A 24313-nucleotide genomic window follows, 5' to 3' on the forward strand; every position below is an offset into this window, starting at 1 on the left:
CTCGACTACTGGTTATTTGATGATTCCGCCATTGATTTGATCTTCAGTGATGGAATATTCTGCCTTGGTCTTCACATTCCGGTACTTACCTGGGATGGTTATTGCCCCAATCGTCGTTTCTGTGGGATATGGGACAGTAAACGTTCCATTTTTACTCTCCGTACGATAGGTAAAAGCACGTCCTGCATTTGTTTTAATATCCAGTTCAAGTACTCCATCACCCGGAATTGTAGCACCTTTTACGTATTCGAAAATCTTCACATATCGAAGATCAGCCATTTCCGCGGGGGTTGCCCTGGATTTGGACTCATAAATAAGCCGGTAATGGCCAAGAGATGATACCGGGCTGACCGGGTCGGTATATCCGAAATTGGTAAGAATTACATCATGATTTGGATTATCAGATGCATTGAATGCCTCCATGAGTGCCTTGCCTGCGGTATAATTTGTTTCAGATCCACCAACCACCACAGGGTTTGGAAGTCCTGAAGCTGAAGGTTTCATGTATTCGATGAAATAGACGTTTCCTGGCTCTGTATACGAACCATCAAAGTTGAACAGTCGTGATATCATCGTCTGATAATACTCATCAGTCAGAATTGGGTAATTAACTCCTGACTTTGGATCATCCGGGTTCGGGAAGATAAAAGTTCGCTGATATGGATAAACACCGACATCTGGATCATCCCAGGTAGACATTGCCCAGAATTTCCCGGTATCCATCTCATAATCTGCAATCACGTATTTTGTACGTAAATTATCCAGTATTTGGTTTGCTTCACTTTCATTTTGTGTCATGAAAAACCGTGCAGATCCATTCGGACCGTTTACTCCGTACTGGAATGGATTCGCATTTGGCATTCGTTTTCCAAGGAAGGTGATAATATGACCATAATCCCACCATGACATGACTCCATATGCTTCATCTGGATAGGTGAAGTTCTTCTTATCATATATGGCATAATAGTCCAAACCTGGATCCGGAGTATTTTTCTCAAGCCATTCGGTTGTTTCCCGCCAGTCCGGATTGAGGTTATATGCACTCATCATCATGTCCCTACCGAGTGCCTGGTATGAAAAGAGAAGGGCAAGAACAATGATGACAGCAAGGACAACATATGATATCCCTTTAACAGGTCCGGAAATTGCATGTGATTCCGGGAAGGACTGCTTTTCATGCCCTTTTACGGTCTTTTTCTTTGGACCCTGCTGTGATGTATGGTGCTGTGTCTCAAGGGTTTCAGAAGGTTTCTCTGAAGATGTACTAATTGGTTTTTTTATGAGATTCAGGGCAAATCCAACTGCAATTCCTGCAAGGATGGCAACCGGAACTGCAAGGTAGTATTCATATCTGATATGCTGCCATGTTGAATAGAAGATAACCAGTGCCCATATCAGGGTAAAAGCATGTGAGGGACAGAGTTCTTTTCTGATCCGGTACAATAAAACCGCCGCTCCTGCTCCAAAAAGCAGTAGACTGTACTGGAATGTCCTCCATGCATCATCCCATGTCCAGGGACGTGCTTCCTGGATGGTTTTCCAGTGTATGTCATCGCTTCCGAAAAATCCGATTGCATTTTCAATCAGGTACTTATACAAGTCAGGCAGGAGAACGGCAAGTAAAACAAGGCCCAGAATGGTAACTCCAAGAATGACCCCTACATAATACCAGTATGGTTTATCTCTGAGCTGGTATGAAAATCCGAATAATATGATATTGCCCAAAATAAGAAGAGAATATGCTATCGGATGGCCGATTGTATAATAGTTCAGTCCTCCCTCGGCATGAACTCCGATAATGAAGAAACCGATAATTGCGGTTAAAAATGTTATTGAATTAATAAATAGTGCAGATGCCCCGAGATGTCCGAGATATCTCTGGATGATAAACCACACCGGGGTAAACATTCCGACAATAAGGGCAAATAGAATCATTGTCGGCATCAGGGAGAGGCCAAGAACATATGCCAGTCCACAGAGTAATCCCAGAAGGGCAGGAACCTTCCATGTTTCTTTATCTGCGATATCGACCGGATGTTTCCGACAATACACGAGTGCCGAGATATAACAGAGACAAAAGATGGTACTGAATAACACTTCACCCACGTGGTGATCCAGATACCCGTAATAAGACCGGAAGAAAAACTGTCCTGGTACGATGGCGATAAAAAATGCTGCTACGATTCCTGCTTTCCAGTCTGCAATTCTGCTGACAAGAAGATACACTACCGGAACCATTAGGGCTGCCATTACGCAGGGAATAAAGAGGGAGACTGAAATGAGATCCGGTCTTGTGACCGCTCCAGCCAGCAGGCAGACTGTTGCACCGATGAAGGGAAAGAGAGGTCCCCAGTGCATGGGCTGGCCGTTTGGAAAGAATGTCATCGGATCAAACCAGGAAACATTCGGGTAGTTGGCAATGACCTGTTCTATTCGTCTGAGCTGATAGGTCGGGTCATCCATTCCCACAAATAACAGGACATCAGGGTTTCCTGAATATGCCGGGAGAGTTCGAATAATAAACGAAATGAGTGTCAGCAGGAGTACAGCAACTCCTAGTATGAGAGTGAAGGGGTTTAAAAATCTGGAATATTTCATTACATCACGTCCGATTTATTAAATGGGTCTGTGTTTTATGCAGGTTCACTAGTTTAGGAGGATTAGTGAGTTTGCATGATCAAATTTCATTTGAGTCAGAAATCTAATACGCAATATGCATCATTTCAGATATTCTGGTTTTCAATACACGTGCGTACATATGTTATGAGTTGGTCCTTAAATATGTGATAATCAAATAACTCCGCTCTGTGTACACAATTACTTGCAAACTCCTCCGGATTTTCGTCTATCTTTCTTATCGCTGATGCAATTTCTTCAGGTTCCGGACCAACCAGAAGACCGGTCATGCCATCAACGACTGTTTCAAGATACCCCCCTTCTTTCACCGCCACTACAGGTTTTCCTGATGCCATCGCTTCTAATGGCGTGATACCAAAGTCTTCATCGATTGCAGTGGTGATAAATCCTCTACAGGTGGAATATAACTGAAATAATCTCTCATCACTGACTGTGTTGAGGAAAATTACGTTCTTAGGTGCTGAGTTGACAATTTTTTCATACCGCGGATATATTTTTCCTGCAACGATGAGTTTTTTTGAAGGTAGCAGTCTGAATGTTTCAATCTGTAGTTCGATTCTTTTCCATTTGTCAACACGAGTTACTGACAACCAGAAATCTCCGTATTCAAAATTGTGATATTCATTCAGATGCACAGGCGGATAGAGTACTTTTGCATCCCGCTGGTATGTCTTCCATATTCTGTTTCTGGTATTATGAGAATTACAAGCGATATTTGTTACGTATTTTTTTACAAACCGCTGGTCCAGGAATCTGAAAAGATTCAGAATACTTATCATTAAGGGTTTTTTGATACCTGATAATTCATTAATGGAAGGATAATACATGTCATAAAAAACCCTTCTTGGAGTATGCATATAATATACATGAAAAACCTTGTGCACCAGATACCGAAGGGCCATATCATCCATGACAATAAAAAAGTCATATGGCAATGATACATTTCTAAACATATTCATGCCAAAAAGTTGTTTTAATGGTTCATCCGGCAATTTTTTCTTTAATTGGTGAAAATGAACCTCCTGAGAGATTGGATATACCTGAAAAAAATGAGAGTCAACACTCAGACATACAATGGTTGCATCAAGTGCCCGGGCAATATCTATCTCCAGCCTCTCTGCTCCTCCAGGAATGATGAAATCCCGGCAGGTCAGCAGTGCAATCTTCATGCTCATTTTTTAAAATTCTTACCTTATTGTTGTTTTTGAAGATTCAATCCTGCGCTTTTTTCTTCTTCGTGTATTTTTTATGAAACAATCTCATTTGTATATCTGGTTGCTATCTCTTCCCATTTCATATCATGGGGCGGACTGTATGGCTTTGTTACCCGGTGTAAGAAAAGGTCTGCCATTGCATCTGAAAGACCAGGTACATCTAAAGGTTCAATAAAAGTTGTTCCATCATACGTACCAAGACTTTCTGTAAGCCCCCCGACATTGGATGCAATAATCGGGAGTCCATATGCAATACCGATGTGTGCAACTCCACTTTGAGATGCACGGGTGTATGGGAGAACCAGAATGTCTGCTGCAGAAAAGATATCCGGAATGTCAGTATCTGCAAGATATCTGTTATCCAGGATAATTTTATCCCGGACAAAAGATTGTTCAATTCTGGTTATTGATTCCTGATCTTCCCAGGCTTCTCCGGCAATGATGAGTACCGATTCATTCTGAATTTGGGATGGCAATTTTTCAAATGCCTCAATGAGGAAGGATACTCCCTTATATGGTCTTAAGAGGCCGAAAAAGAGAAAGATATATCTTCCGGACACCCCCAGTTTTTGTTTACTTGCTTCCCTGTCCAATACTGGATAATGGTCATATAGACCATGGGGGATAACGCAGATATCTGCCGGATGGATATCATACTGTGAGGCGATAAGATGGCGGTCATGTTCTGAATGGACCACATATTTTTTGGCCGCATTTCTAATGATTCGCCCCATGCTTTTTGCATATAATCGGATGGGAAGAATTGCATATTCCAGGGGATCGACAACCTCATGGAATTCAATAATAAACCGGGTTTTTTTACCAGATAACAGGATCAACGCCAGATACATATGTGCAACACTGGATGTCCACCATTCAAGGATGGTAACATCTGATTTCCGGATTACTCTGGCACATGATGCCCATGAGAATGGGTTATACCAATCGAGGATTTCGTAGATATTTACCTGGTTGGAAATGCATACGTTAACTCCCGTCTGTCCGATTCGTTTCCATCCTGGAAACAGGCGTTTCGGGAGCATGTTGCGAAATAACATCGCATTTACCTGATTTTTAAGAGACAATGCATTACAAAGCCTGATGGTATAATAACTGATTCCTGATAAAAACCTGGTTGAGGGTCCGATGACAGAGATGGTAAGTTGCTTTTCTCTCTTCATTCTACGGTGACACTTTTTGCAAGATTCCTTGGCATGTCTATTTCACGTCCAAGAGAGTCAGCAGTGTGATATGCCAACAATTGCAAAAGAACGGTGGTAGTCAGTACCTGTATCCATGGATGGGCCTCAGGAACCGGAATTAAAATATCTGCAATATCATTGAGGTCAATATCATCCTGAATACCGAGAGCTATGAGTGGAGTACCTCTTGATTTCATCTCTTTCAGGTTACCCAGCATGACCTCATAGGCGGTTCCCGGAACACATACTGCGATGACCGGAGTTTGGGGGGATAACAGGGCAAATGGACCATGTTTGAGTTCTCCTGCCGCATACGCTTCGGCATGAATATAAGAGATCTCTTTCATTTTCAGTGCCCCTTCCATCATAACCGGGTAAAAAACGCCTCTTCCTACATAAAAAAGATGCTCTGCATTACTACAGAGATCAACAGCTTTTGATAGATCAGTGATTAAAATCTGCTCTATAGCCTGACGGGCATGTGAAAGAGCCTCAGTACATGTTCCTCCGGCAAGCAGGTTTATAACCTGCATTAAAACACCTACCTGCGCAATAAATGATTTTGAGGATGCTACGCTGATTTCAGGCCCGGCATGCATGAGGAGGGTATCATGGGCACTGCGGGTTATTGAGCTGTTGAGCACATTGGTGACTGCAACGGTTTTCACGTTATTACAGATCCCCTTCTTAATTGCCGCCAGGGTATCTGCGGTCTCTCCACTCTGGGAAACACCTATGATGACATCATTAAACGGAACTGCTGAATATTTATACTCTGATCCGAGTTCCAGCCTTACAGGGATGCCACAGGCAGATTCCAGGAGATATCTGAATATCATTCCGGCGTGATATGAACTACCACAGCCGACTACCATAATCGAATTCGCATTCAGGAGTGACTGGGGCAGAGTTTCTTCAGTTATTGAATGAATTGCATGGTGTATTACATCAGGTTGCTCAAAGATTTCCTTCAGCATGAAGTGGGGAAATCCGCTTTTCATCACGGTGTCCTGAGTCCAGGTTATCTCACTTATGGTTTTCTCAATGGGGCTATCTCCATTATAAATGGTATATTCCCCTGGCCTGATATCTGCAATATCACCATCATCCAGATAAATAACCCGTGAGGTATACTCAAGGAGAGGAGTGATGTCAGATGCTGCAAATATCTCACCGTCTCCAATGCCCAGGACGAGCGGACTCTGGTTTCTCGCTGCGATAATCCTCTCTTCCCCTGCTGAAATTACCAAAATAGCATATGATCCTGTCAGAAGTGGAAGAACACTCTTTACGGCATGCAGAAGATCATCAGAATATGCTTCTTCAATGAGATGGGCTATTACTTCGGTATCGGTCTCTGATCGAAAAATGTGGCCCCTTTCAATAAGATCACGTTTGAGTCCTGCATAATTTTCAATGATACCATTATGAACAACTGCTATCTCTTCATTACAATCAAGATGGGGGTGAGCATTAATATCTGAAGGAATTCCATGGGTGGCCCACCTGGTATGACTGATACCAAGAGTTCCCTGTAATGAATCTGGTAAGTTCGAAACGGCAGATACTTTCCCTGCCTTTTTATAGATAGAGATCTTTTCTGCAAGGGTTGCAATACCAAAAGAATCATATCCCCGGTATTCGAGCCTTTTCAGACCTTCAACAAGGACGGGTGCTGCAATTCGGAATCCGGCATACCCAAAAATGCCACACATGCTCACATCACCCGGGTTTTATCCGGAATAACCGTGCAGGAAAAATATTTTTCCGATCTTGAATCTATGACTACTTCATTGCCGACTATTGTGTTCTCAAAAATCATGTTATGGGAGCAAAACACTCCATTGCCCATTATAACTCCACATGATGCACGGACCGGGATGGTATTGATAGTAATGAAACCCTCTTTATGTACGACCATGGAATTCTCTCCAATCGTACAGCCATTACCAATTACTGATCCGCCGATACTACAATGTGATCCAATAACAACATCATTCATTAGGATAGATTTTTTTATCACGGTGAATGGTTCCACGACAACCCGTGATCCGATACTACACCCTGATTCTATCACCGCATGTGGTCCGATATTACAGTCTTCACCAATTATTACCGGACCAGATATTACCGTTCCCGGATGAATTTTTGTTCCTTTCCCGATTATTACCTTACCCCGGATGGTGGCTGATGCACTGATATTGCCTGATTTTTGGGGGACAATGCTGCTTAACAACCTTCCATTCATCATAAGCAGATCCCAGGGGTATATTGCATCCTGCCATGAATGTGCTCTAACCGCAGCAATTTTTGTTCCCTGGTGGATTTCCTCCTCAATGACCTCGGTCAGACTATTATGGGATATGCGTGATATCAGGTCAGAACTAAGATAATACACCCCGCAACTTACCGTCATTCGGGTTGCATGTTCTGGTTTTTCAGTAATCCCTGTGACAAATTCTCCTTCTATTGTGACAACGCCAAAATTTGAAGGTTGTCTGTGAGTGGCATAGAGCAGGGAGTTTTTTGTTTTTACTATCTCCCTGATTGATTCAGCGTCAATAAAATTATCTCCGGGGATGACCAGTGCATCTCCCTTTATCATATTTCGTGCACAAAGCAGGGCATGGGCTGTTCCCATTTGTTCAGGCTGCTGGACAATCATCACCGGAAAACTGAGCCTGGCCAGATCTCTCATTACCTGTTCTTTCCGAAATCCGACCACAACAATAATATCACGGATTCCTGCTTTAACAAGAGAATTTATTGTATGTTCAAGGATTGGTTTGTTTGCAACCGGGATAAGAGCTTTTGGACGGTTCTGGGTAAGGGGACGAAGTCTGATTCCTTCTCCTGCAGCAAGGATAACCGCTTGAAGGCTCATTACCGAATCACCGTTTTATCCTCAATTTTTCCTTCAACAATTGCATGAGGTCCTATCCGGCATTGGTTACCGACAATTGATCCGACATTTACAGAACAGTTTATTCCAAACAGGACATCATCACCAATGACCGCACCAAATTTTCTTCTTCTGGTGTCAATTCCCCCGATTACAATTGATGCTTTATCATGCCGGAGGTTGGCAACTTTTGTCCCTGCACCAAAATTACATCCGCTTCCAATTATGCTGTCACCAATATACGAAAAATGAGGGACGTTTGTCCTATTCATTATGATGGTATTTTTGAGTTCTGAACAATGGCCGATATGACAGTCATTCCCGATGGTTGTGCCAGGTCTGATATATGCATGAGGGCCGATTTTGCAGTTCTCCCCGATAATACATGGACCTTCAAGATAAGTTCCGGACAAGATTATTGTTCCGGACCCAATGGATACATTTCCTTTGATGAAAACTCCTTCCTCAATGATCCCCTCATGTTTCGAAGGTGTGGTTTTCATCATTTCTTCATGGATTCCAAGGAGATCCCAGGGAGATCCCATATCTGCCCAAAAATCTATTAAAACTCCTCTCAAGTCCCCGTTTCTAATATAATACATTAATGCATCAGTGAGTTCGAATTCTCCACGGGGGGATGATGTGATGTTTTTCAGAAATTCAAAAATTTTTATGTCAAAGTGGTACAGTCCGGCATTTATCAGGGTACTTGGTGGAGTTGGAGATTTCTCAACAAGACCTGAAACCATGTCACCTGACAGGGTGACTGATCCATAATCCTGAGGGTGGGTGGATGTGCATACCGCCATAGCGGGAGCTGGAATATTAAGCACATTACGGACATCTTTGGATTTTAATACAATATCCCCATTCAGGAGAAGGAAGTCCTCCTTAACATGAGGAGATACGGTGAGCAGGGCATCACCTGTCCCAAGCTGGCGTTTTTGTGTAACGTACCAGATTGATATACATAATTTTGTTCCATCACCAAAGTAGTCCCTTATTGCTGACTCACCATATCCGACAACAAGGATAAATTCAGATATCCCTGCATCCCTGACTTCACAAATAAGATGCTCGAGCATCGGTCTTCCTGCAAGCGGGAGCATCACTTTTGGTCGCGATCCGGTCAGCGGACGCATCCGTTTTCCTTCTCCTGCAGCAAGGATTACACAGACGGTCAATTTTTCACCTCATTTCGTGCAATTCTAACCATTTCCTCCCCTTTTTCCAGTAATTTTTTTGCAACGCTGGCAGTTTTTCCTTCGGCAGTAAATCTGATTTTTGGCTCTGTACCACTTGCCCGAACAAGACACCACCCGTCTTCTTCTTCTATCCGGATGCCATCGGTTGGGTTTACTGCACCAAGAGCATATAGCATGTCCTGTGCATTTTCCAGGGAGAGAGAGGTTCTCATGATTGGATAACTGGGAATGGATGCAATCTCTGAAGGTAAATCCCATTCTCCCGCCATCTCACAAAATAACGCGGCTGCAAATGGTCCGTCAGGACACCGTGATATTTGAGGAAATATCCATGCTCCGGAAGGCTCACCACCAAAATCCCCCCATCGCACAAGTTGTTCAGAGACAAATGCATCTCCGACCGGAGTTCTCCTGACCTCTGCCACCTCTTCTATTGCCATGGATGCATCGTATGTGGTAACCACCTGCTTTGCTCCCAGGTATTTCGTAAAAAGGATGAGCAGAATATCTCCGGGTATGAATGCCCCGTTTTTATCAAATGCCATCATCCGATCAGCATCCCCGTCATGTATAACGGCACATTCCACTCCGGTTTTTTTCACAAGAGGTGGTATATATGTGAGATGTTCCGGGAGTGGCTCAGATGGTCTTACAAAGGTTCCGGAAACATTTGCATTCACAGCAATGGGTTTTGCACCCATGCCACTCAGAAGGTGAGGGGTGATGACAGAACCTGCTCCATTTCCACAGTCAACAAGAACCTTGAGGTTTTCTTTGATGTGTATTTTATCGGCAATTGCTTTTCGATGTAACTCGATTGCTGGTATTGAATGTATTGTTCCCTGGTTTTTCCAGGTTCCCCAGAGAATATCCTCGATTTTTTCTTCTATCTCTTTCTGCTGAATTGCTGAATATGATGAACCATCCGGATTGAAGAGTTTCATTCCGTTATATGGTTCAGGATTATGTGATGCTGTTACCACACATGCCGCATCGGTGTTCCTGCCTGCAAAGGCAATTGATGGGGTAGGGGCAATTCCCCCGTCAAATACCATGGCTCCGGCAGAACAGGCTCCTGCACAAAATGCTGATGACAGGAGGGGCCCGGTTGTGCGGGTATCTCTTCCGATTACAACCCTCCCATTTTTTGAACCAATTGCCTTTCCCACCTTTACTGCCAGTCTGATAAGATTCTCATCATATCTCCGGCGGATTCCCGAAGAGCCGAATAGCATACCTGAATGGTTCATTCTTCAGATGTTTGAAGGTTTGCTCTTCCATATGGGCAGAAATGATTGCATCCGAGGAAATAGGCTACTCCTGCTGTTGATGGTCCCAGGCATAGGAGTTTTTCAATGGGGCATTGTCCGATTATCTCACTATTATTATCAATAAGCCCGTCCCCGGTGATGAGAATGACATCCGCGTCATCAGGTTTGTCAACCAGATAACTTCCTGCCAGTTTTCTTGCATCCGGCATCTCTCCACAGCAAAAGACTTTTTTCCCTTTGATCTGCCCGGACAGTGTCTCTCTGCAGGAGACATGCTGATCTTGGGAACAGGCGTGCAGTTTTCTGCTGACACATAAAAACCCGGCAACAGCATTTACGATACCTGCAGCTGCAGCACGTTGGGCCGGTTTTTTAAGGGTTGCATTTATCATGAAAGAGGCCTTTGTCGTTGCTTTTACTGGTTCTTCTGATACAAAAACTGCAGAACGGCCTCCGAAGAGAGTCTGGACCGGAACGCCATGTTCATATGCGCACTTTGTAAGGTCATAATCCGGTGTCAGAAAGACCGGACTTTCTTCGATTCCACATTCTTTCATCATTGAAATTAATTTCTGCACTGCCTGATTGATTGGATGCATATCTTTACTCTCCTTCTTCTTTCCACCCATACTCTCCAATGAGGGGGACAAATCGTACCGCCCCGAATTTCTCGGTGATAAACTCATTATTGAGTCTTGTAATGCGAATCAATTCCTGGATATTCTGGTCTCCGACCGGGGCCACAAGTCGTCCACCTGGTGCCAGTTCATTGATGAGTGGACAAGGGATTTCTGGTGTACCGGCGGTGATGAGAATTCCATCATAAGGACTCATGTCAGTGTATCCTACTGTCCCGTCACTGGTTATGATTCTGACATTTTTTATACCTGCATTCAGAAGGTTTTGTCTTGCCTGTGCGGCTACTTCTTCTATTCGTTCAATGGATACCACATCTGCCCCGCATGTTGCAAGAATTGCTGCCTGGTATCCGGAACCGGTCCCAATCTCAAGAACGAGGTCACTTGGATTCGGGCTTAGGAGTTCTGTCATTACTGCAACAATGTATGGCTGGGATATTGTCTGTCCGCTCCCGATGGGAAGGGGGTAATCAGCATATGCTTCTCTTTGACAGGTTTGTGGGACGAACAGGTGTCGGGGCACAGTACGCATGGCATCTAATACACGGGGATTTGAGACTCCCCTGGCCTGAATTTGTGTTCTGACCATATGTTCGCGTTCTGGTGCCCGGCTGGTATCCATAATTCAGAATCCTGATCGCTCTGCAGCATCGATGGCTGCATTAATCTGGTTTTGTAAGACGTCTGGCAACCCTTCAAGTTTTACATCCAGAAAACCCCGGATGATAGTGGCTGTTGCGGTCTCTTCATCAAGCCCGCGTGCCATCAGGTATTCAATCTCATCCCGTGCGATCTTCCCGACTGCTGCTTCATGAGAAAGTTCGGTGTCAACAACATCTCCTTTAATTTCCGGAATAGCATGAATGATACCGTCCCGGAGGATAAGTCCTTTACATTCGATATGCCCTTTTGTTCCTTTCACAAGGCCGTCTATTCTGCCCCTTGAAAGAATGGTTCCTCCGGTGGTAATAGCACGGGTAATAAGCTCCGCACTTGTTCCTTTCGCTTCCAGGGTTGCGGTAGAGCCAAGATCCATAAAGGATCCCGGGGTACAGACAACAACACTGGAGAACCTTCCAACTGCACCCTCACCCTTTAACTGGCAGAGGGGTGCCATCTGGATCTTTCGTACCGGTTCCATGCAGACGTAATTGGAAAGGAAAACCCCGTTCTCTTCAACAATTGCAACTGACCGGGGAAATACGGAGATATTTTTTCCCCAGTTATGGATCATAGTTGAAGTGACTTTCGCTCCTTTTCCTACGTAAATCTCGGTCACTCCAAGATGTGCACCACTGTTTCGACCGGTAGAACTCGTACACCCTGAAATGATATGGAGCTCTGAATCCTCTTCAGCAATGATAATATTATGGACATGCTGAACAGCAGAGTCAGACATGAAAAGACAGGCCTGCAGGGGATAGATGCTTTTCGTTCCTTTTTTGGCGATAATTACAAATCCCTTGGGGTCAGGCCTTGATGCCACATACTTAGTGTATTTGTCTTTATCTTTCGGTATCGCTTTCCAGATATAATCACGAACCCATGGATATTTTTCAAGCGCCATGGAAAATGTCAGGAATTCAATCCCCTGACAGTCTGATGTGATATGGCAGACATCCTGGTCCTTTTGGAAGAAACTACCTGATCTGTTCTTCATTTCCACTTCAAGACCGGTTAAGGCAAGTCTCTTCTGGTCATCATCAGAGAGATCAGTCATCTGAATTGTGTCATGCATAATTCTGCCTTTCTTTCATTACGTTATACGTTCGTCCTCTTTATCACTCTCATATTATGCTGGGTGATTTTCAGGGGAGTGAAATTTTTCTATAAGGTGGGGAAGTTCTGCAATGGAATGAATCGACAAATCCGGGGTCACTCCGCAGGTTTTTAATTCATCCTGTGAAAACTTTCCGGTAAAGGTTATAATTCCAATAAGTCCTGTATCCTGTGCTCCTTTAACATCAGTCCGGATATCATCTCCAATCATGGCCACATGAGATGGATGAGTGCCAAGTTCACTACATCCATACCTGAAAAAGTTATGTGATGGTTTTCCCATTATGATCGCCTCTCGGCCGGACCCGTATTCAAGTGCTGAAACGAAAGGTCCGGCACTCAAAGAAAGACCATCTGTATCTTTCCAGTACCGGTCCTTTTCTAGTGCGATGAACTCTCCGTTTCCGAGGAGGGAACGAAAGGCTGAATTCATAGATTCATAGGTGAATTGTTCGCCTGCATCACCAACAACCACGGTGGGTGCGAGAGGGTCATGGGTAATTCCGGCATCTGCAAAGTCATGTAATAGATCCCTGGTGATAAGCAGGTTACAGACCTTTATTTCTCTCTCCCGGAGATATTGTATCGCTGCCATTGCCGGTGTACAGATTTCATTCTCTAATATTCTGACACCAAGGCGCTCTAGTTTTTTCCGGACATTGATACGCGACTTTCGTGTCCCGTTTGAGATATATCTATAGGGGACGCTCCTTTTCTGAAGAGATCTGATCGCCTCTTCTGCCCCCGCGATAGGCTCATTTCCGGTGAATAGTGCCCCATCGATGTCAAGAAGAACTGCCTGTATCTGCATGATAAGATTGTTGGTCGTGTGGTCAGATATGCTATGATATCCGATCTCAATTAGATATCTATTTATGTGAGTATCGTGAACGTTATAGAGCATCTGCATCGATGGTCTAGAGGTATGACTTTGGCCTTCCAAGCCAATAGCTCGGGTTCGAATCCCGATCGGTGCACTCTTTCTTTTATTGTGGGCTCGTGGTCTAGCTGGTTATGACGTCGCCTTCACACGGCGGAGATCCTGAGTTCGAATCTCAGCGGGCCCATGAAGCGAATTTTATCTGGATATTACTATCATTTTTTTGACTTTTCAGTCTGAATATTTCAATTTTACAATGCAATAGTCCTGATTCCGGACTTTAAAAAAAAGTTATGAAGAATTACCCTGGTTGCCTTCAGATGCAACTGATGCTACGGACGCCGGAATAACCGGGGTGATATCTCCCCCGGTGCCGGACCCGCTACTTCCTGCTGTCATCTGGGCAAGAACATATGATGTTCTTCCTTCAAGGACATTTACTACCTGTTCCCATGGCTGGTAACCCGGAACTTCTATTCTTATGGTATGCTGACCCGGAGTTACCTGTGAAAGTGTCACCGGAGTTTGTCCTTGTGCAACTCCGTCAAGGAATGCAACCCCGTTACCTGGTAGTGATGAGATCATAACATACCCGTAAATAGGTGTCCACCATGAGGGATACAGGGCAGCAGTAACATAGGTTACACTTCCTCCACCTCTGACCTCAACTGCCTGATTCCAGTCAAGATATCCGGTTGATGTTACACGGACCTGGTGAACTCCTGGTGCCACATCTGCAAGCCAGAGCGGACCGTTTCCGGAGAGCACTCCGTCCACGTAGACAGACCCTCCTGATGGGTATGTGTATACACTCAGAATACCATTCACGCTTGGCTGAAGTCTCATATCTGCGACAACTTCAGTGGCCCTGTTAGAGGTGACCGGAACACTGACAATATAATCTGTGAATCCGGGTTTGGTTACTTTGAGCTGGTATACACCAGCCTGCAGGTTATCTACCCTGAAGGTCTGCAGGAATTTCGTCTCACCTTTCAGTACATTATCCAGATACACTGTCGAACGGTCAGGAGCATATATAATTTTTATCGAACCTGAACCAGCCGGTCCTGACTGGGTTGTAATGTAATCGGATTTGACTGCAGTATTTGAAGATGCCTGATTACTTGCCGTGAGTTTAACGGTAAACCGTCCGAGCTGCTGGTAGACATGGAGTGGGTTTGCCACCAAATCCGTGGTTCCATCCCCAAAGTCCCATGCCCACATGGTTGGTCCACCCTGTGATCTGTCACTAAACTGAACGGCGAGTGGAATATTTCCTGTGGTTGGTGTTCCCACAAAGTCAGCGATGATTCCTCCGGAAGATGAAACCGTGATGTACCCTTCTCTGACTTTGGTACTGGTTCCCCCGGTTTGTGAACTTGCGGTGAGTGTTACCGTGTATGTCCCTGCATTCTGATAGGTATGTGACGGATTTGCCACCAAATCCGTGGTTCCATCTCCAAAGTTCCAAGCCCACATGGTCGGGCTTCCGGATGACAGGTCAGTGAACTGAACCGTCAGTGGAGCATTTCCGGTTGTCGGAGTTCCGGAAAAGTCTGCAACAATACCTCCTGAAGATGAAACCGTGATGTACCCTTCTCTGACTTTGGTGCTGGTTCCGCCTGTCTGTGAACTTGCCGTAAGTTTAACTGTGTAAGTTCCGGCATTCTGATAGGTATGTGATGGGTTTGCCAGCATTCCTTCTGTTGCCCCGTCTCCAAAGTCCCAACTCCACATGGTCGGATTTCCGGTCGACAGGTCAGTAAACTGGACGGTGAGTGGAGCATTTCCGGTTGTCGGGGTTCCTGAAAAGTCTGCAACAATACCGGTTCCTCCACCAACGGAGATATAATTCTCCCGTTTCATGGTGTGAGAACCACCACTGTTTTTCACGGTAAGGGTGACGGTATACGAACCACCTGCACTGTACACGTGAGTCGGGTCAGATTCTGTCGATGTGGTCCCATCTCCAAAGTTCCAGAGGTAAGAGGTTGGTGGCCCGATTGAAAGATCGGTAAAGCTTACCGACAGCGGAGCCTGCCCGGACAGGGGTGTTGCTTCAAACATTGCCACCGGGGGAGGAATATCTCCTGTGACTGATATATAGTCGGTTTCGGTTTTGGTATTGGATCCGGCTGTATTTGATGCGGTAAGACTTACGGTATATACTCCCGCTTCCTGGTAGGTATGTGATGGATTTGCTACCAAATCCGTGGTTCCATCTCCAAAGTCCCATGCCCACATGGTTGGGCTTCCGGTTGACTGGTCAGTAAACTGGACGGTGAGTGGCTTTGGTCCACTCCGTTTATCCACGGTAAATGCAGCTGTCGGGCCTGAACCTGACTGTGTAACGGTGATGTATCCCTCTTTTGTCTTTGTACTGGTACCTCCGGTCTGTGAACTTGCGGTGAGTGTCACGGTGTAAGTTCCCGGATTCTGATAGGTATGTGATGGGCTTGCCAGCATTCCCTCAGAGGTACCATCTCCAAAGTTCCAGTTCCACATCGTCGGACTACCGGTTGACAGGTCAGTGAACTGAACGGTGAGTGGAGCATTTCCAGAAGTGGGAACTCCTGAAAAGTCTGCGACTATACTGCCGGACTGTGTCACGGTGATGTATCCCTCTTTCGTCTTTGTACTGGTTCCTCCGGTCTGTGAACTTGCGGTGAGTGTCACGGTGTAAGTTCCCGGATTCTGATAAGTATGTGATGGGCTTGCCAGCATTCCCTCAGAGGTACCATCTCCAAAGTTCCAGTTCCACATCGTCGGACTACCGGTTGACAGGTCTGTAAACTGAACGGTGAGTGGAGCATTTCCAGAAGTTGGCACTCCTGAAAAGTCTGCAACAATACCACCTGACTGTGTCACGGTGATGAAATTATTTTTGGTAACCGTATAGTATCCGCCTAATGATCCGACGGTCATTTTTACGGTATATGTTCCCGGAGATTCGTAAACATGGGTTGGGTTTTTAATAACTGAACTTCCGCCATCTCCGAAATCCCAGGTCCAGACTGCCCATTCTGTTGTTGATGTATCGGTAAACTGAACGGTGAGCGGAGCAGTTCCGGTGGTGGGTGTGGCGGTAAAATCAGCACCAAACGATCCTCCTACTGTCAGATCAAGCTCCTTAGCAGTTCCCGGTTCAAATGGAACCGTCTGATCCGCTTTATTCTCTCCGACATAAAATGAAATTGTCGAATTACTTGATTTTACGTCATCTTCCGTCGCAGCGACAACCAGTTTATCATCAAAGATACCATCCCCGCCATATAGCCCGGCGGTTGATAATACCAGTTGACCTCTGACCTGATCATTAATTTTTGCAACAAGTGTAGTGCCGGAAGCAGCGTCAGTTCCGTCTACCGTCACTTTACCATAAAATTCAGCAGGCAGTGGTGGTACTGCACTTACTGTAATCATTACGAGGCAAAGCAGAACTGCCAGCATCGCCGCCGGCCTGAGTATTCGAATCCCATCCATCATTACATCCCCTAAAGAAGCGTATTTTCCTGATGTGAAGATCAGGATTTGTAAGTTTCCTGAGTGTTTGAATATTGTACACAGGAGAGATAAGGATTGTGGAAGAAACCCTCTTTGAGTGGTTGTTATCGACAAAGGGCTATGCTGAAAAAATATCCTTTTTCAGGTATATTTGATAATGAATGTAAAAATACGGATAAAAATGGAAAAGAAAATTAATTTTCTTCATTCTGAACAATCTCGGATCTGATTGTCAGAAACACGGGTCCTCGCACATCTGTTTTGAGATTATTATCGGTGATATATCTTCTTACCCATGGTTCAATTTTCAGGTTAATATCTCCAGGGAGCTTAGCCATTTTCACCTGCACGGTGGTTTCCATACCCTGACGTGCAGCATGCTCAATCTCTGCAGCTGCTTTCGAGGCCGCTGCAAACAGGTATGATATCCCGGTTGGAATTCCGTTTTTGCGAACCTCCGCAAATTTTTCCGTATCCGGAACCCCGAGAACTGCTCCGTTGTAAATGAAGATTTCATTCAATGAAGCAGGTCCCAGAAGTTTGGCATTCTCTTCAGGTTCTTCAACAAAAACCCTCACCTGTGTATCCATAAGTTCTCCTTCAAAAACCTTGAATGAACAGGGGCCGTTTGCTGATCCCTGTGCTGTTGCCGTCTCCATGATAGATCGGACAAGGGTTTTTCCTGGTGTGGTCTCTGGTTCCTGGATTAATGACACTCCTCTTCCAAGTTCGGTATCTGTATACCGGACCGGGAAAAATTGTGGGAAACAGAGTTCACGAACGTCCTTTGCCTTATTCATGATCATAGCCATTCGTTCAACTCCAAGGCCGAGGTTCATGACCGGAATGCCGATTCCGTATTCTGATAGCGCGACCGGAGAATAGATCCCGAAGGTTGCAACCTCTACCCAACCATGATCCGGATGAGCAGCATACACTTCAGTCTGGGTATCAGGCATATAATACTTGGATCGCTTCTCATCAGGCCGGAATTGAAAATCCGTGTAACCGAATGCTGACAATAATGCCCGAGCAACGGCTTTTCCATCTTCAATGGTGACATCTTCACCAGCAACAACACAGGAAGCTGAATGATAACTCATCAATCGATGGGAGTCTTCTGCCTGTTCTCTTCTGAAACACCGGTCAATGGAAAAGAGTCTGATTGGATGCGGGATTTTCTCCCAGACTGCTCCAAGAGTCTGGAACCATCCGCTTGTCATATGGGAACGGAGAGTCTGCCGTGAAGACTCCGGTTTTAACTCACGAAATTCCGGAAATACCTGGTCTAGGATATCCACCACTTTTGCATCATCAGTGTGGAGGACCACTGATAACTCATATGTCAGTTCATCGCCGTCAATATCTGATTTTTTATAGGCATGGAGTGTTTTTCGTAAGGATTCTTCTTCATCTCCGGTCAGATCCCTTCCAAGAATTGTGTTAATTTTGGAAATTTGCTCCTTACCAATTCCGACATTCGGGCGGGGAAGGCCTCCGAGATAAAAAACCCGGTCCAGGACCGCCATTGCTTCAGGTCCGAACTGACGGTATACCTCCTGCTCATCAACGATTATGGGGTTTTCTGCTTCATCAAAACCGATGGCAAGATATGCTTCCCGGAGACGATGAATGGTTTCAAAAACCGGATGAACCCGTGCCCGTGAATATGTCAGACGGGGATAGAGGGACGATGCTGATGGAGGAGTAAGGACTGACGGACCTGCATGCCAGGCCGATTCAAAGTCCTCTTTTCCCAGTTTTTTATAGTGTTCTGTATCAAATATCATGAATCTCGCTCCAGACAAATAACCCTTGAAAGGGTGTTTTCTCCCCGGACTTTGTAAGAAAGATGGGGGAGCATCTGTTTCGTGAACTGCTCAATCTCTTCATGCAGGGGCATATGCTTAATCGTAAGTCTGCGCTGGCTGTATCCGACATGCATGTATGCCTTCACCTCAACGAACTGTGCTCCGCTTTCCTGGATAATTCGTGCGTACCCGGCAGGATCCTGATCATTGATCCCCTTAACCAGGGTTACCCGGATTGCAGTCCGGTTTCCTGCATCAGTCTCATGACCAAGGTCAGAGATACTTTCAAGAATCCTGTCCCAGTAATCTTCATCCGGCCTTGCAATTTTGAGATAGGTTTCCCGGTCCGGTCCGGTCAGGGAGATATACTTCTGATACGGATGGCAGTTTCTGAGAACCCCGGGCATTGTTCCGTTCGATACGAGGAACGTTGTTCCTTCTGTCTGATTAAGGAGATCAATTAGTTCCGGGAGGTGTGTATACAGGGTTGGTTCTCCTGACAGTGATATTGCATACTGATCAGGACGAAGCGCTTCTTCCCATTTCTCCTTGGTGACCCGGTATGAGACTTTGTATCCTCCCAAGGCCTTTTTCTGAAGAAACGGAATCTTTGAAACGATATCGGCTGGAGATAACTCTTTTTCACCGATATACTCATGTTCAAACGAACGCCAGCAGAAAAGACACTTATGGTTACACCGGAGTGTTGGTGTCATCTGAACACACCGGTGGCTGGTTATCCCGTAGAACTGGTTTTTATAACACTGGTCGCCACCGGTAAGAGACCGTTTACACCAGAGGCATGGTTTTAATGCAGCTGAAGAATCAGGATGGAAAAACTGGTAACCCATTTTCCGGAGAACTTTCTCCGGAGGTTCACATGGCTCGGAGGGCATCAATACCCAGGGTCTCCAGTGCTTCTTTGAGTGTATTTCTTGTTGCATCTACAAGGGTCAGCCTGCGGTTTCTGGTCTTTTCCTCTGCACGAAGAACCGGTTCTGCATGATAAAACGAGTTGAAAATGTCAGCAAGTTCACGGGCATAGATGGCAAGAAGATGCGGCTTTAGTTCATTCACCACATCATTGATGACTTTTGGAAACAGTGCAATCTGCTTTGCAAGCACAATTTCACCCTCTCCTTCTGCCTCGTAACATGGGGTGAAGGTTCCGGCCTTATCAAGAATACTGCAGGCCCGGGCATGAGCATACTGGATATATGGCCCGCTCTGTTTTTCAAAGTCCAATGCCTCTTTCCAGTCAAAGACTGTGCTCTTTTCCGGAATTGTCCGTACAATATCATATCTGATAGCCGAGATTGCTACTGCACTGGCAATCTTTTTTCGTTCAGTCTCGTCAAGTTCCGGTCTTCTGACGGTCACTTCTTCAAGTGCTCTCCTCTCGGTTTCAGCGATGAGTTCATCTGCAGAGATAAATTTCCCTCTCCGGGTGCTCATTGAACCTTCAGGAAGTGAGACAAATTCAAAAAATACAATTTCAGGTGCTTTTTCTCCAAGGATATTCAGGGTAGCCTGGAGCTGGGTTCCGATCAGTTTGTGATCTGCACCAAGAATATCTATGACCCGGTCAAAATTGTGTCCCTTCCAGATATGAAACGCAAGATCACGAGCTGCGTATACACTGGTCCCGTCTGACCGCCTTAAAATGTAATTCTTCTCAAATCCATAATTGGTCAGGTCAAGGGAGAGCGTCTCCTCAATTTTCGCTTCAGGAAGATGTGATATCCGGGAGAGTAGTTTTTCAGTATCTCCGTTCCTGATAAAATCACTCTCATACACGAACCGGTCATGTTTTACCTGCATTGCAGCCAGGGTGTCTTTAAATCCGTCAAGGCATCGTTTGACCGGGATTTTAAACTGGCTGATGGTTTCCGGGTCTCCGGACTCCACTCGTTGCATGAGTTTGTCAATCTCTTCATTCAATGTGGAATCTTTATCGAGGTTCTTGTTTGCTTCGATATAAACATCTGCAATCAGGTGGTCTCCCTTTCCTTCGGCATTGATATCAGCCCCCTGGGTTGCAATTCCCCAGGCAACGATTGCTATCTGTCTGCCCATGTCGTTGACGTAATACTGGACTTCAAGGGGGTATCCGGCTTTTCTGAAACACCGGGTTAACGTATCACCGATGATGGTATTTCTGATATGCCCAACATGAAGAGGACCATTCGGGTTTGCCGAGGTGTGTTCAAGAACTACCCGTTCTGATTTAGTCTGTCCTGCACCATATCCATCCCTGACTGCCAGGCTTAGGACATCAGAGCAGTATTTGTTACCAAAGATGAAGTTTACATACGGGCCGACTGCAAGAGTCGTGGCTCCCGTATCCTGCATTACCTGCTCACGAATTGCATTTACGATGTCTTTTGCAATTACTGCCGGTGCTTTTTTGTATTCTTTTGCCAGGCTGAATGCAATGGTGGAGGCAACATCGGCATGATCCCCGCCGTCGGTGAGCATAGCATCCGCCTTTCCTGTGTGTTCACGGAGTATTGCCCCGATTTTATCACATAATGTAAGGTACATTAGTATCCGGTCCTGTATCTGAGAATTGCAGCTATGCCACCAAAAGCGGTGAATAACTGTGAACCTTCTTCAAAGTCATCAGAAATGATGGCAACTTTACTATTTGACTGGTCTGCAAGGTATGTCAGTTCATCAACGATATCTGATGAGTCGGCAAGAACGAGAGGAGAAGTACAGGTCGGGCAGCTCCCGAGTTCTGTATCTTCTGCGTTCTCACCAGGTTTTACCTGAATTGTTTTTTGTTCTGTATATCCACATGCATCACACTTTATGGACAGTCTGCTTTTTCGTAATTTATCTGACAATAACAGCATATCGACTGCACCAATCTCCAGATTTGCCCGTATGGACTGCTCACCATATGCAGCAAGGCCATTGTCCTTCACGAGCTCTTTGAAGAATCTATCCATGAGATGCTTTTCTTCAATTACTTCCTGTCCTTTGAGGGCATCTTCTGCAGCATCGACAAGTTCCGGAAGACCGCTTTCGTTTGTATAGGCAACATCAAAAAGTCCGAGAACTCTCTTCTGAACTTCGTGATGGAGGAAGTTACCCTCTTCAAACTCTTCTTTTGTCGGGGAGGGGCCACCTATCAGCAGTCCTTTAAACCGTTCAAAAAAGTCCTTTTCGCTTAAGAATATCTCGCTGGAACGCTCACCGACTTTTTTATAGAAATCATTGATGGCGATCAGACGAAGTCGTTCAAAACGGATACTTGACTGACCTCCTTTCCTCTGTTTTCCCGGAACCGTCGAGGTTGTTCCACCAATGGGATCAATTCTGTTTCCCCGTAAAAAGCCCCAGTATGCCTCTCGCCTGTCTATTACCAGAAGACCGTAAACGTATTTTTCCTCCAGCATATCACGTAGAGGTTCCAGTTCAAAACGAGAACTGCACCTGTACAGATAGAGGCCCAGTGGTTCCGGGGGATTGACGATGTCACATTCAAGGTCCTGCCGGTCACCATGTTTGTTCACCGTTCCACAAAAAACTGCGATTCCATTTTCCGGAGGTTTGGAATAATATTTTAATCTGGACAGAATACTGGATATTGCACTTTGAACATTCGTACGCGTCTGTTTTGATTTGATGTTTGCACACTGGCCAAACTCGTCCCGAAGCTGGGCGGTTACATCATAGATCTGTTTATCTGGAGGAATGTACAGGGAGATTAACTCTGTTCCACTACCTTCTTTTGCTTCCAGACGCTCAAGCATCTTTTTAAATTCATATTTCCGTCTTGCATCGTCCAGTTCAACCGCTTCGCTCATGAGACAATCCTACACTATAAGCTGGTATATATTGACACCGGTTTGACTTAAGGTTCACCCCGATCATTTTCCGGGTTATGAATTCTGAAGGAAGGTGATAATGTGGTCATCAACCTCCCTGTTTCCTCCATGGGTTCCGTTGAAAGAAATAAATATTGCCTTGTCTCCTGCTGCTCCCGCGAGTGCACGCCCATCTTCAAAGGGAATCACTGGATCTTCAGGGGCATGGAAGATCATCACCGGTCTTGGAATGATTTCTGGTACCTGCACCTCTGGATCAATACTGAGCAGGAATTCTCTTACCGGGGAAGAGTACTGATCGCCGATGTGTGAAAACCCGGAAGTTGAGATTCCCATATATCCGGCAAAACCCGGATCAGATCCTGCAGCAAGTGCGGCATATCTCCCCCCATTTGAATCCCCTACTGCATAGACCGGAACTGATGGAAAAATCCGGTGGATGTACTGCTGTGCTGATATCATATCTGCAGCAATAAGATACCACTGTGGCCATTCTCCTTTTACAAAGAGTCCTGCGTCCCGTTCAATATCCATTGGATATCCGGGTGTAAGTCCCCCATTCCCCCGGACATCCATGATTAGAACAGCGATATCATGAGCAGGATAGTATTTCATGTAATCAAGATAGCCGGATGCAGGATTATTGGCTCCCGGAGCCCAGATTAAAAATGCATTCGGCTTTTTTGGACTTACCAATATCGCATGAACATCTCCTGCAAAACCTTTGAACATGAGATCTGTTACGGTCAGATTAGCATTCTTCTCCGTAACAGATTCCTGAACTTTTACTTCGGGGAAAGTGAACCGGATACTACCATCAGAAGAGAGGTTCCATGAACTCCCAATGGTTTCCTCCCCCGGTCCGCTGCAGCCCATAACAAAGGCTCCGGATACAAGCGCAAAGAAAACAGCAATCAGGCGAATATCAGGCAAACTTTTCACCCAAGCACCGGAAGAAGATACAGATGGTTTTTGCATCAATAATTTCTCCGTTCAGAATCATCTCCCCGATTTTTGATGCAGAGAACCTGACCGGTTCAATGACCTCATCATCATCTGGTGAAAATTCACCGGATGGTGTAAGATCAATAGCCTCAAAAAGCCAGAGTTTTTCATCGGCAAAACCGGGAGTGGTATAGATAAAGCCACGAGGAATAAGGGTTTTTGCATCCATCCCGGTCTCTTCAATGAGTTCACGCCGGGCTGTATAAAGAGGGTCTTCCCCTTCTTCCATTGTTCCGGCAGGTGCTTCGAAGATATACTGGTTTATCGGGGCCCGCCATTGCCTGATGAGTAGAAAATTATCTCCTTCCCTCGGAAGAATGACAACTGCATCCCCCGGATGAACAACGACCATCTCCTTTTCCTTTCCATGAGGGAGCTGGAAAAGTCGTTTTTCCACCCATAACCTGCGTCCACGGTAAAGCTCCATAG

18 protein-coding genes and 2 tRNA genes are annotated in these 24313 nt (G+C 45.3%); 2 read left to right on the forward strand and 18 right to left on the reverse strand.

The genetic code is table 11. The features are described 5' to 3' along the window. Positions 1-12 precede the first annotated feature (12 nt). From DLD82_RS03550 to DLD82_RS03600, 11 genes are all read right to left on the reverse strand, one after another. Positions 13-2598, reverse strand: a complete 2586-nt coding sequence (locus DLD82_RS03550; protein WP_109939735.1) for an oligosaccharyl transferase, archaeosortase A system-associated — start codon at positions 2596-2598, stop codon at positions 13-15. 125 nt (positions 2599-2723) lie between these two features. Beyond that, entirely contained in the window at positions 2724-3806 is a 1083-nt protein-coding gene (locus DLD82_RS03555) for a glycosyltransferase (RefSeq protein ID WP_181391228.1), read from the reverse strand. Between the two features lie 77 nt (positions 3807-3883). Further along, the gene (locus DLD82_RS03560) at positions 3884-5032 is read right to left on the reverse strand and encodes a glycosyltransferase (protein WP_109939737.1); all 1149 of its coding nucleotides are present in this window, start codon (positions 5030-5032) and stop codon (positions 3884-3886) included. Further along, complete coding sequence (gene glmS, locus DLD82_RS03565) at positions 5029-6768, reverse strand: glutamine--fructose-6-phosphate transaminase (isomerizing) (protein ID WP_109939738.1); 1740 nt, start codon at positions 6766-6768, stop codon at positions 5029-5031. The genes DLD82_RS03560 and glmS overlap by 4 nt, the downstream gene beginning before the upstream one ends. A gap of 2 nt (positions 6769-6770) precedes the next feature. After that, the gene (locus tag DLD82_RS03570; RefSeq protein WP_109939739.1) at positions 6771-7937 is read right to left on the reverse strand and encodes a sugar phosphate nucleotidyltransferase; all 1167 of its coding nucleotides are present in this window, start codon (positions 7935-7937) and stop codon (positions 6771-6773) included. Then, complete coding sequence (gene glmU, locus DLD82_RS03575) at positions 7937-9139, reverse strand: bifunctional sugar-1-phosphate nucleotidylyltransferase/acetyltransferase (protein ID WP_109939740.1); 1203 nt, start codon at positions 9137-9139, stop codon at positions 7937-7939. Before glmU ends, DLD82_RS03570 begins: the two co-directional genes overlap by 1 nt. After that, a complete protein-coding gene (locus DLD82_RS03580; protein ID WP_342764522.1) occupies positions 9136-10410 on the reverse strand; it encodes a phosphopentomutase/phosphoglucosamine mutase in 1275 nt (424 codons plus the stop codon). The genes glmU and DLD82_RS03580 overlap by 4 nt, the downstream gene beginning before the upstream one ends. Further along, positions 10407-11030, reverse strand: a complete 624-nt coding sequence (locus DLD82_RS03585) for a hypothetical protein (protein WP_146199679.1) — start codon at positions 11028-11030, stop codon at positions 10407-10409. Before DLD82_RS03585 ends, DLD82_RS03580 begins: the two co-directional genes overlap by 4 nt. Positions 11031-11034: 4 nt before the next feature. After that, on the reverse strand, positions 11035-11691 hold the full coding sequence (locus DLD82_RS03590) for a protein-L-isoaspartate(D-aspartate) O-methyltransferase (RefSeq protein ID WP_109939742.1): 657 nt from the start codon (positions 11689-11691) through the stop codon (positions 11035-11037). Positions 11692-11694: 3 nt separating this feature from the next. Beyond that, a complete protein-coding gene (locus DLD82_RS03595; RefSeq protein ID WP_109939743.1) occupies positions 11695-12807 on the reverse strand; it encodes a SufB/SufD family protein in 1113 nt (370 codons plus the stop codon). A gap of 54 nt (positions 12808-12861) precedes the next feature. Next, a complete protein-coding gene (locus DLD82_RS03600) occupies positions 12862-13659 on the reverse strand; it encodes a TIGR01458 family HAD-type hydrolase (RefSeq protein ID WP_219968296.1) in 798 nt (265 codons plus the stop codon). Positions 13660-13754: 95 nt separating this feature from the next. On the opposite strand from DLD82_RS03600, the gene DLD82_RS03605 reads away from it, so the two are divergent. Both DLD82_RS03605 and DLD82_RS03610 read left to right on the forward strand, forming a co-directional pair. Continuing rightward, positions 13755-13825, forward strand: a tRNA-Gly gene (locus DLD82_RS03605). Positions 13826-13841: 16 nt separating this feature from the next. Then, positions 13842-13915: transfer RNA gene (locus DLD82_RS03610), tRNA-Val, on the forward strand. Positions 13916-14019: 104 nt separating this feature from the next. On the opposite strand, the gene DLD82_RS19125 is transcribed toward DLD82_RS03610, so the two are convergent. The 7 genes from DLD82_RS19125 to DLD82_RS03645 all read right to left on the reverse strand — a co-directional run bounded on the left by DLD82_RS19125 (position 14020) and on the right by DLD82_RS03645 (position 24311). Beyond that, a complete protein-coding gene (locus tag DLD82_RS19125; RefSeq protein ID WP_109939745.1) occupies positions 14020-17214 on the reverse strand; it encodes a PKD domain-containing protein in 3195 nt (1064 codons plus the stop codon). A 212-nt stretch (positions 17215-17426) separates the two neighbouring features. Further along, positions 17427-19022 (reverse strand): O-phosphoserine--tRNA ligase, encoded by a 1596-nt coding sequence (gene sepS / locus DLD82_RS03620; protein WP_109939746.1) that lies wholly within the window; start codon positions 19020-19022, stop codon positions 17427-17429. After that, complete coding sequence (gene twy1 / locus DLD82_RS03625; RefSeq protein WP_109939747.1) at positions 19019-19939, reverse strand: 4-demethylwyosine synthase TYW1; 921 nt, start codon at positions 19937-19939, stop codon at positions 19019-19021. Before twy1 ends, sepS begins: the two co-directional genes overlap by 4 nt. Continuing rightward, the gene (gene argS, locus DLD82_RS03630) at positions 19920-21587 is read right to left on the reverse strand and encodes an arginine--tRNA ligase (protein ID WP_109939748.1); all 1668 of its coding nucleotides are present in this window, start codon (positions 21585-21587) and stop codon (positions 19920-19922) included. Before argS ends, twy1 begins: the two co-directional genes overlap by 20 nt. Continuing rightward, a complete protein-coding gene (gene prf1 / locus DLD82_RS03635) occupies positions 21587-22858 on the reverse strand; it encodes a peptide chain release factor aRF-1 (protein ID WP_109939749.1) in 1272 nt (423 codons plus the stop codon). The genes argS and prf1 overlap by 1 nt, the downstream gene beginning before the upstream one ends. Positions 22859-22933: 75 nt before the next feature. Next, positions 22934-23812 carry an alpha/beta hydrolase family protein gene (locus tag DLD82_RS03640; protein WP_181391230.1) on the reverse strand — a complete coding sequence of 293 codons (879 nt, stop codon included), beginning with the start codon at positions 23810-23812 and terminating at the stop codon, positions 22934-22936. Continuing rightward, complete coding sequence (locus DLD82_RS03645; protein WP_109939751.1) at positions 23805-24311, reverse strand: NUDIX hydrolase; 507 nt, start codon at positions 24309-24311, stop codon at positions 23805-23807. The genes DLD82_RS03640 and DLD82_RS03645 overlap by 8 nt, the downstream gene beginning before the upstream one ends. Positions 24312-24313: the final 2 nt, after the last annotated feature.

Source organism: Methanospirillum stamsii (assembly GCF_003173335.1).
GTDB classification, from domain to species: Archaea; Halobacteriota; Methanomicrobia; order Methanomicrobiales; family Methanospirillaceae; genus Methanospirillum; species Methanospirillum stamsii.

Coding starts and splice junctions, on each gene's coding strand:
- DLD82_RS03550 (WP_109939735.1), bottom strand. CDS start 2,598: ATGAAATATTCCAGATTTTTAAACCCCTTCACTCTCATACTAGGAGTT.
- DLD82_RS03555 (WP_181391228.1), bottom strand. CDS start 3,806: ATGAAGATTGCACTGCTGACCTGCCGGGATTTCATCATTCCTGGAGGA.
- DLD82_RS03560 (WP_109939737.1), bottom strand. CDS start 5,032: ATGAAGAGAGAAAAGCAACTTACCATCTCTGTCATCGGACCCTCAACC.
- glmS (WP_109939738.1), bottom strand. CDS start 6,768: ATGTGTGGCATTTTTGGGTATGCCGGATTCCGAATTGCAGCACCCGTC.
- DLD82_RS03570 (WP_109939739.1), bottom strand. CDS start 7,937: ATGAGCCTTCAAGCGGTTATCCTTGCTGCAGGAGAAGGAATCAGACTT.
- DLD82_RS03580 (WP_342764522.1), bottom strand. CDS start 10,410: ATGAACCATTCAGGTATGCTATTCGGCTCTTCGGGAATCCGCCGGAGA.
- DLD82_RS03585 (WP_146199679.1), bottom strand. CDS start 11,030: ATGCATCCAATCAATCAGGCAGTGCAGAAATTAATTTCAATGATGAAA.
- DLD82_RS03590 (WP_109939742.1), bottom strand. CDS start 11,691: ATGGATACCAGCCGGGCACCAGAACGCGAACATATGGTCAGAACACAA.
- DLD82_RS03595 (WP_109939743.1), bottom strand. CDS start 12,807: ATGCATGACACAATTCAGATGACTGATCTCTCTGATGATGACCAGAAG.
- DLD82_RS03600 (WP_219968296.1), bottom strand. CDS start 13,659: ATGCAGATACAGGCAGTTCTTCTTGACATCGATGGGGCACTATTCACC.
- DLD82_RS19125 (WP_109939745.1), bottom strand. CDS start 17,214: ATGATGGATGGGATTCGAATACTCAGGCCGGCGGCGATGCTGGCAGTT.
- sepS (WP_109939746.1), bottom strand. CDS start 19,022: ATGATATTTGATACAGAACACTATAAAAAACTGGGAAAAGAGGACTTT.
- twy1 (WP_109939747.1), bottom strand. CDS start 19,939: ATGCCCTCCGAGCCATGTGAACCTCCGGAGAAAGTTCTCCGGAAAATG.
- argS (WP_109939748.1), bottom strand. CDS start 21,587: ATGTACCTTACATTATGTGATAAAATCGGGGCAATACTCCGTGAACAC.
- prf1 (WP_109939749.1), bottom strand. CDS start 22,858: ATGAGCGAAGCGGTTGAACTGGACGATGCAAGACGGAAATATGAATTT.
- DLD82_RS03645 (WP_109939751.1), bottom strand. CDS start 24,311: ATGGAGCTTTACCGTGGACGCAGGTTATGGGTGGAAAAACGACTTTTC.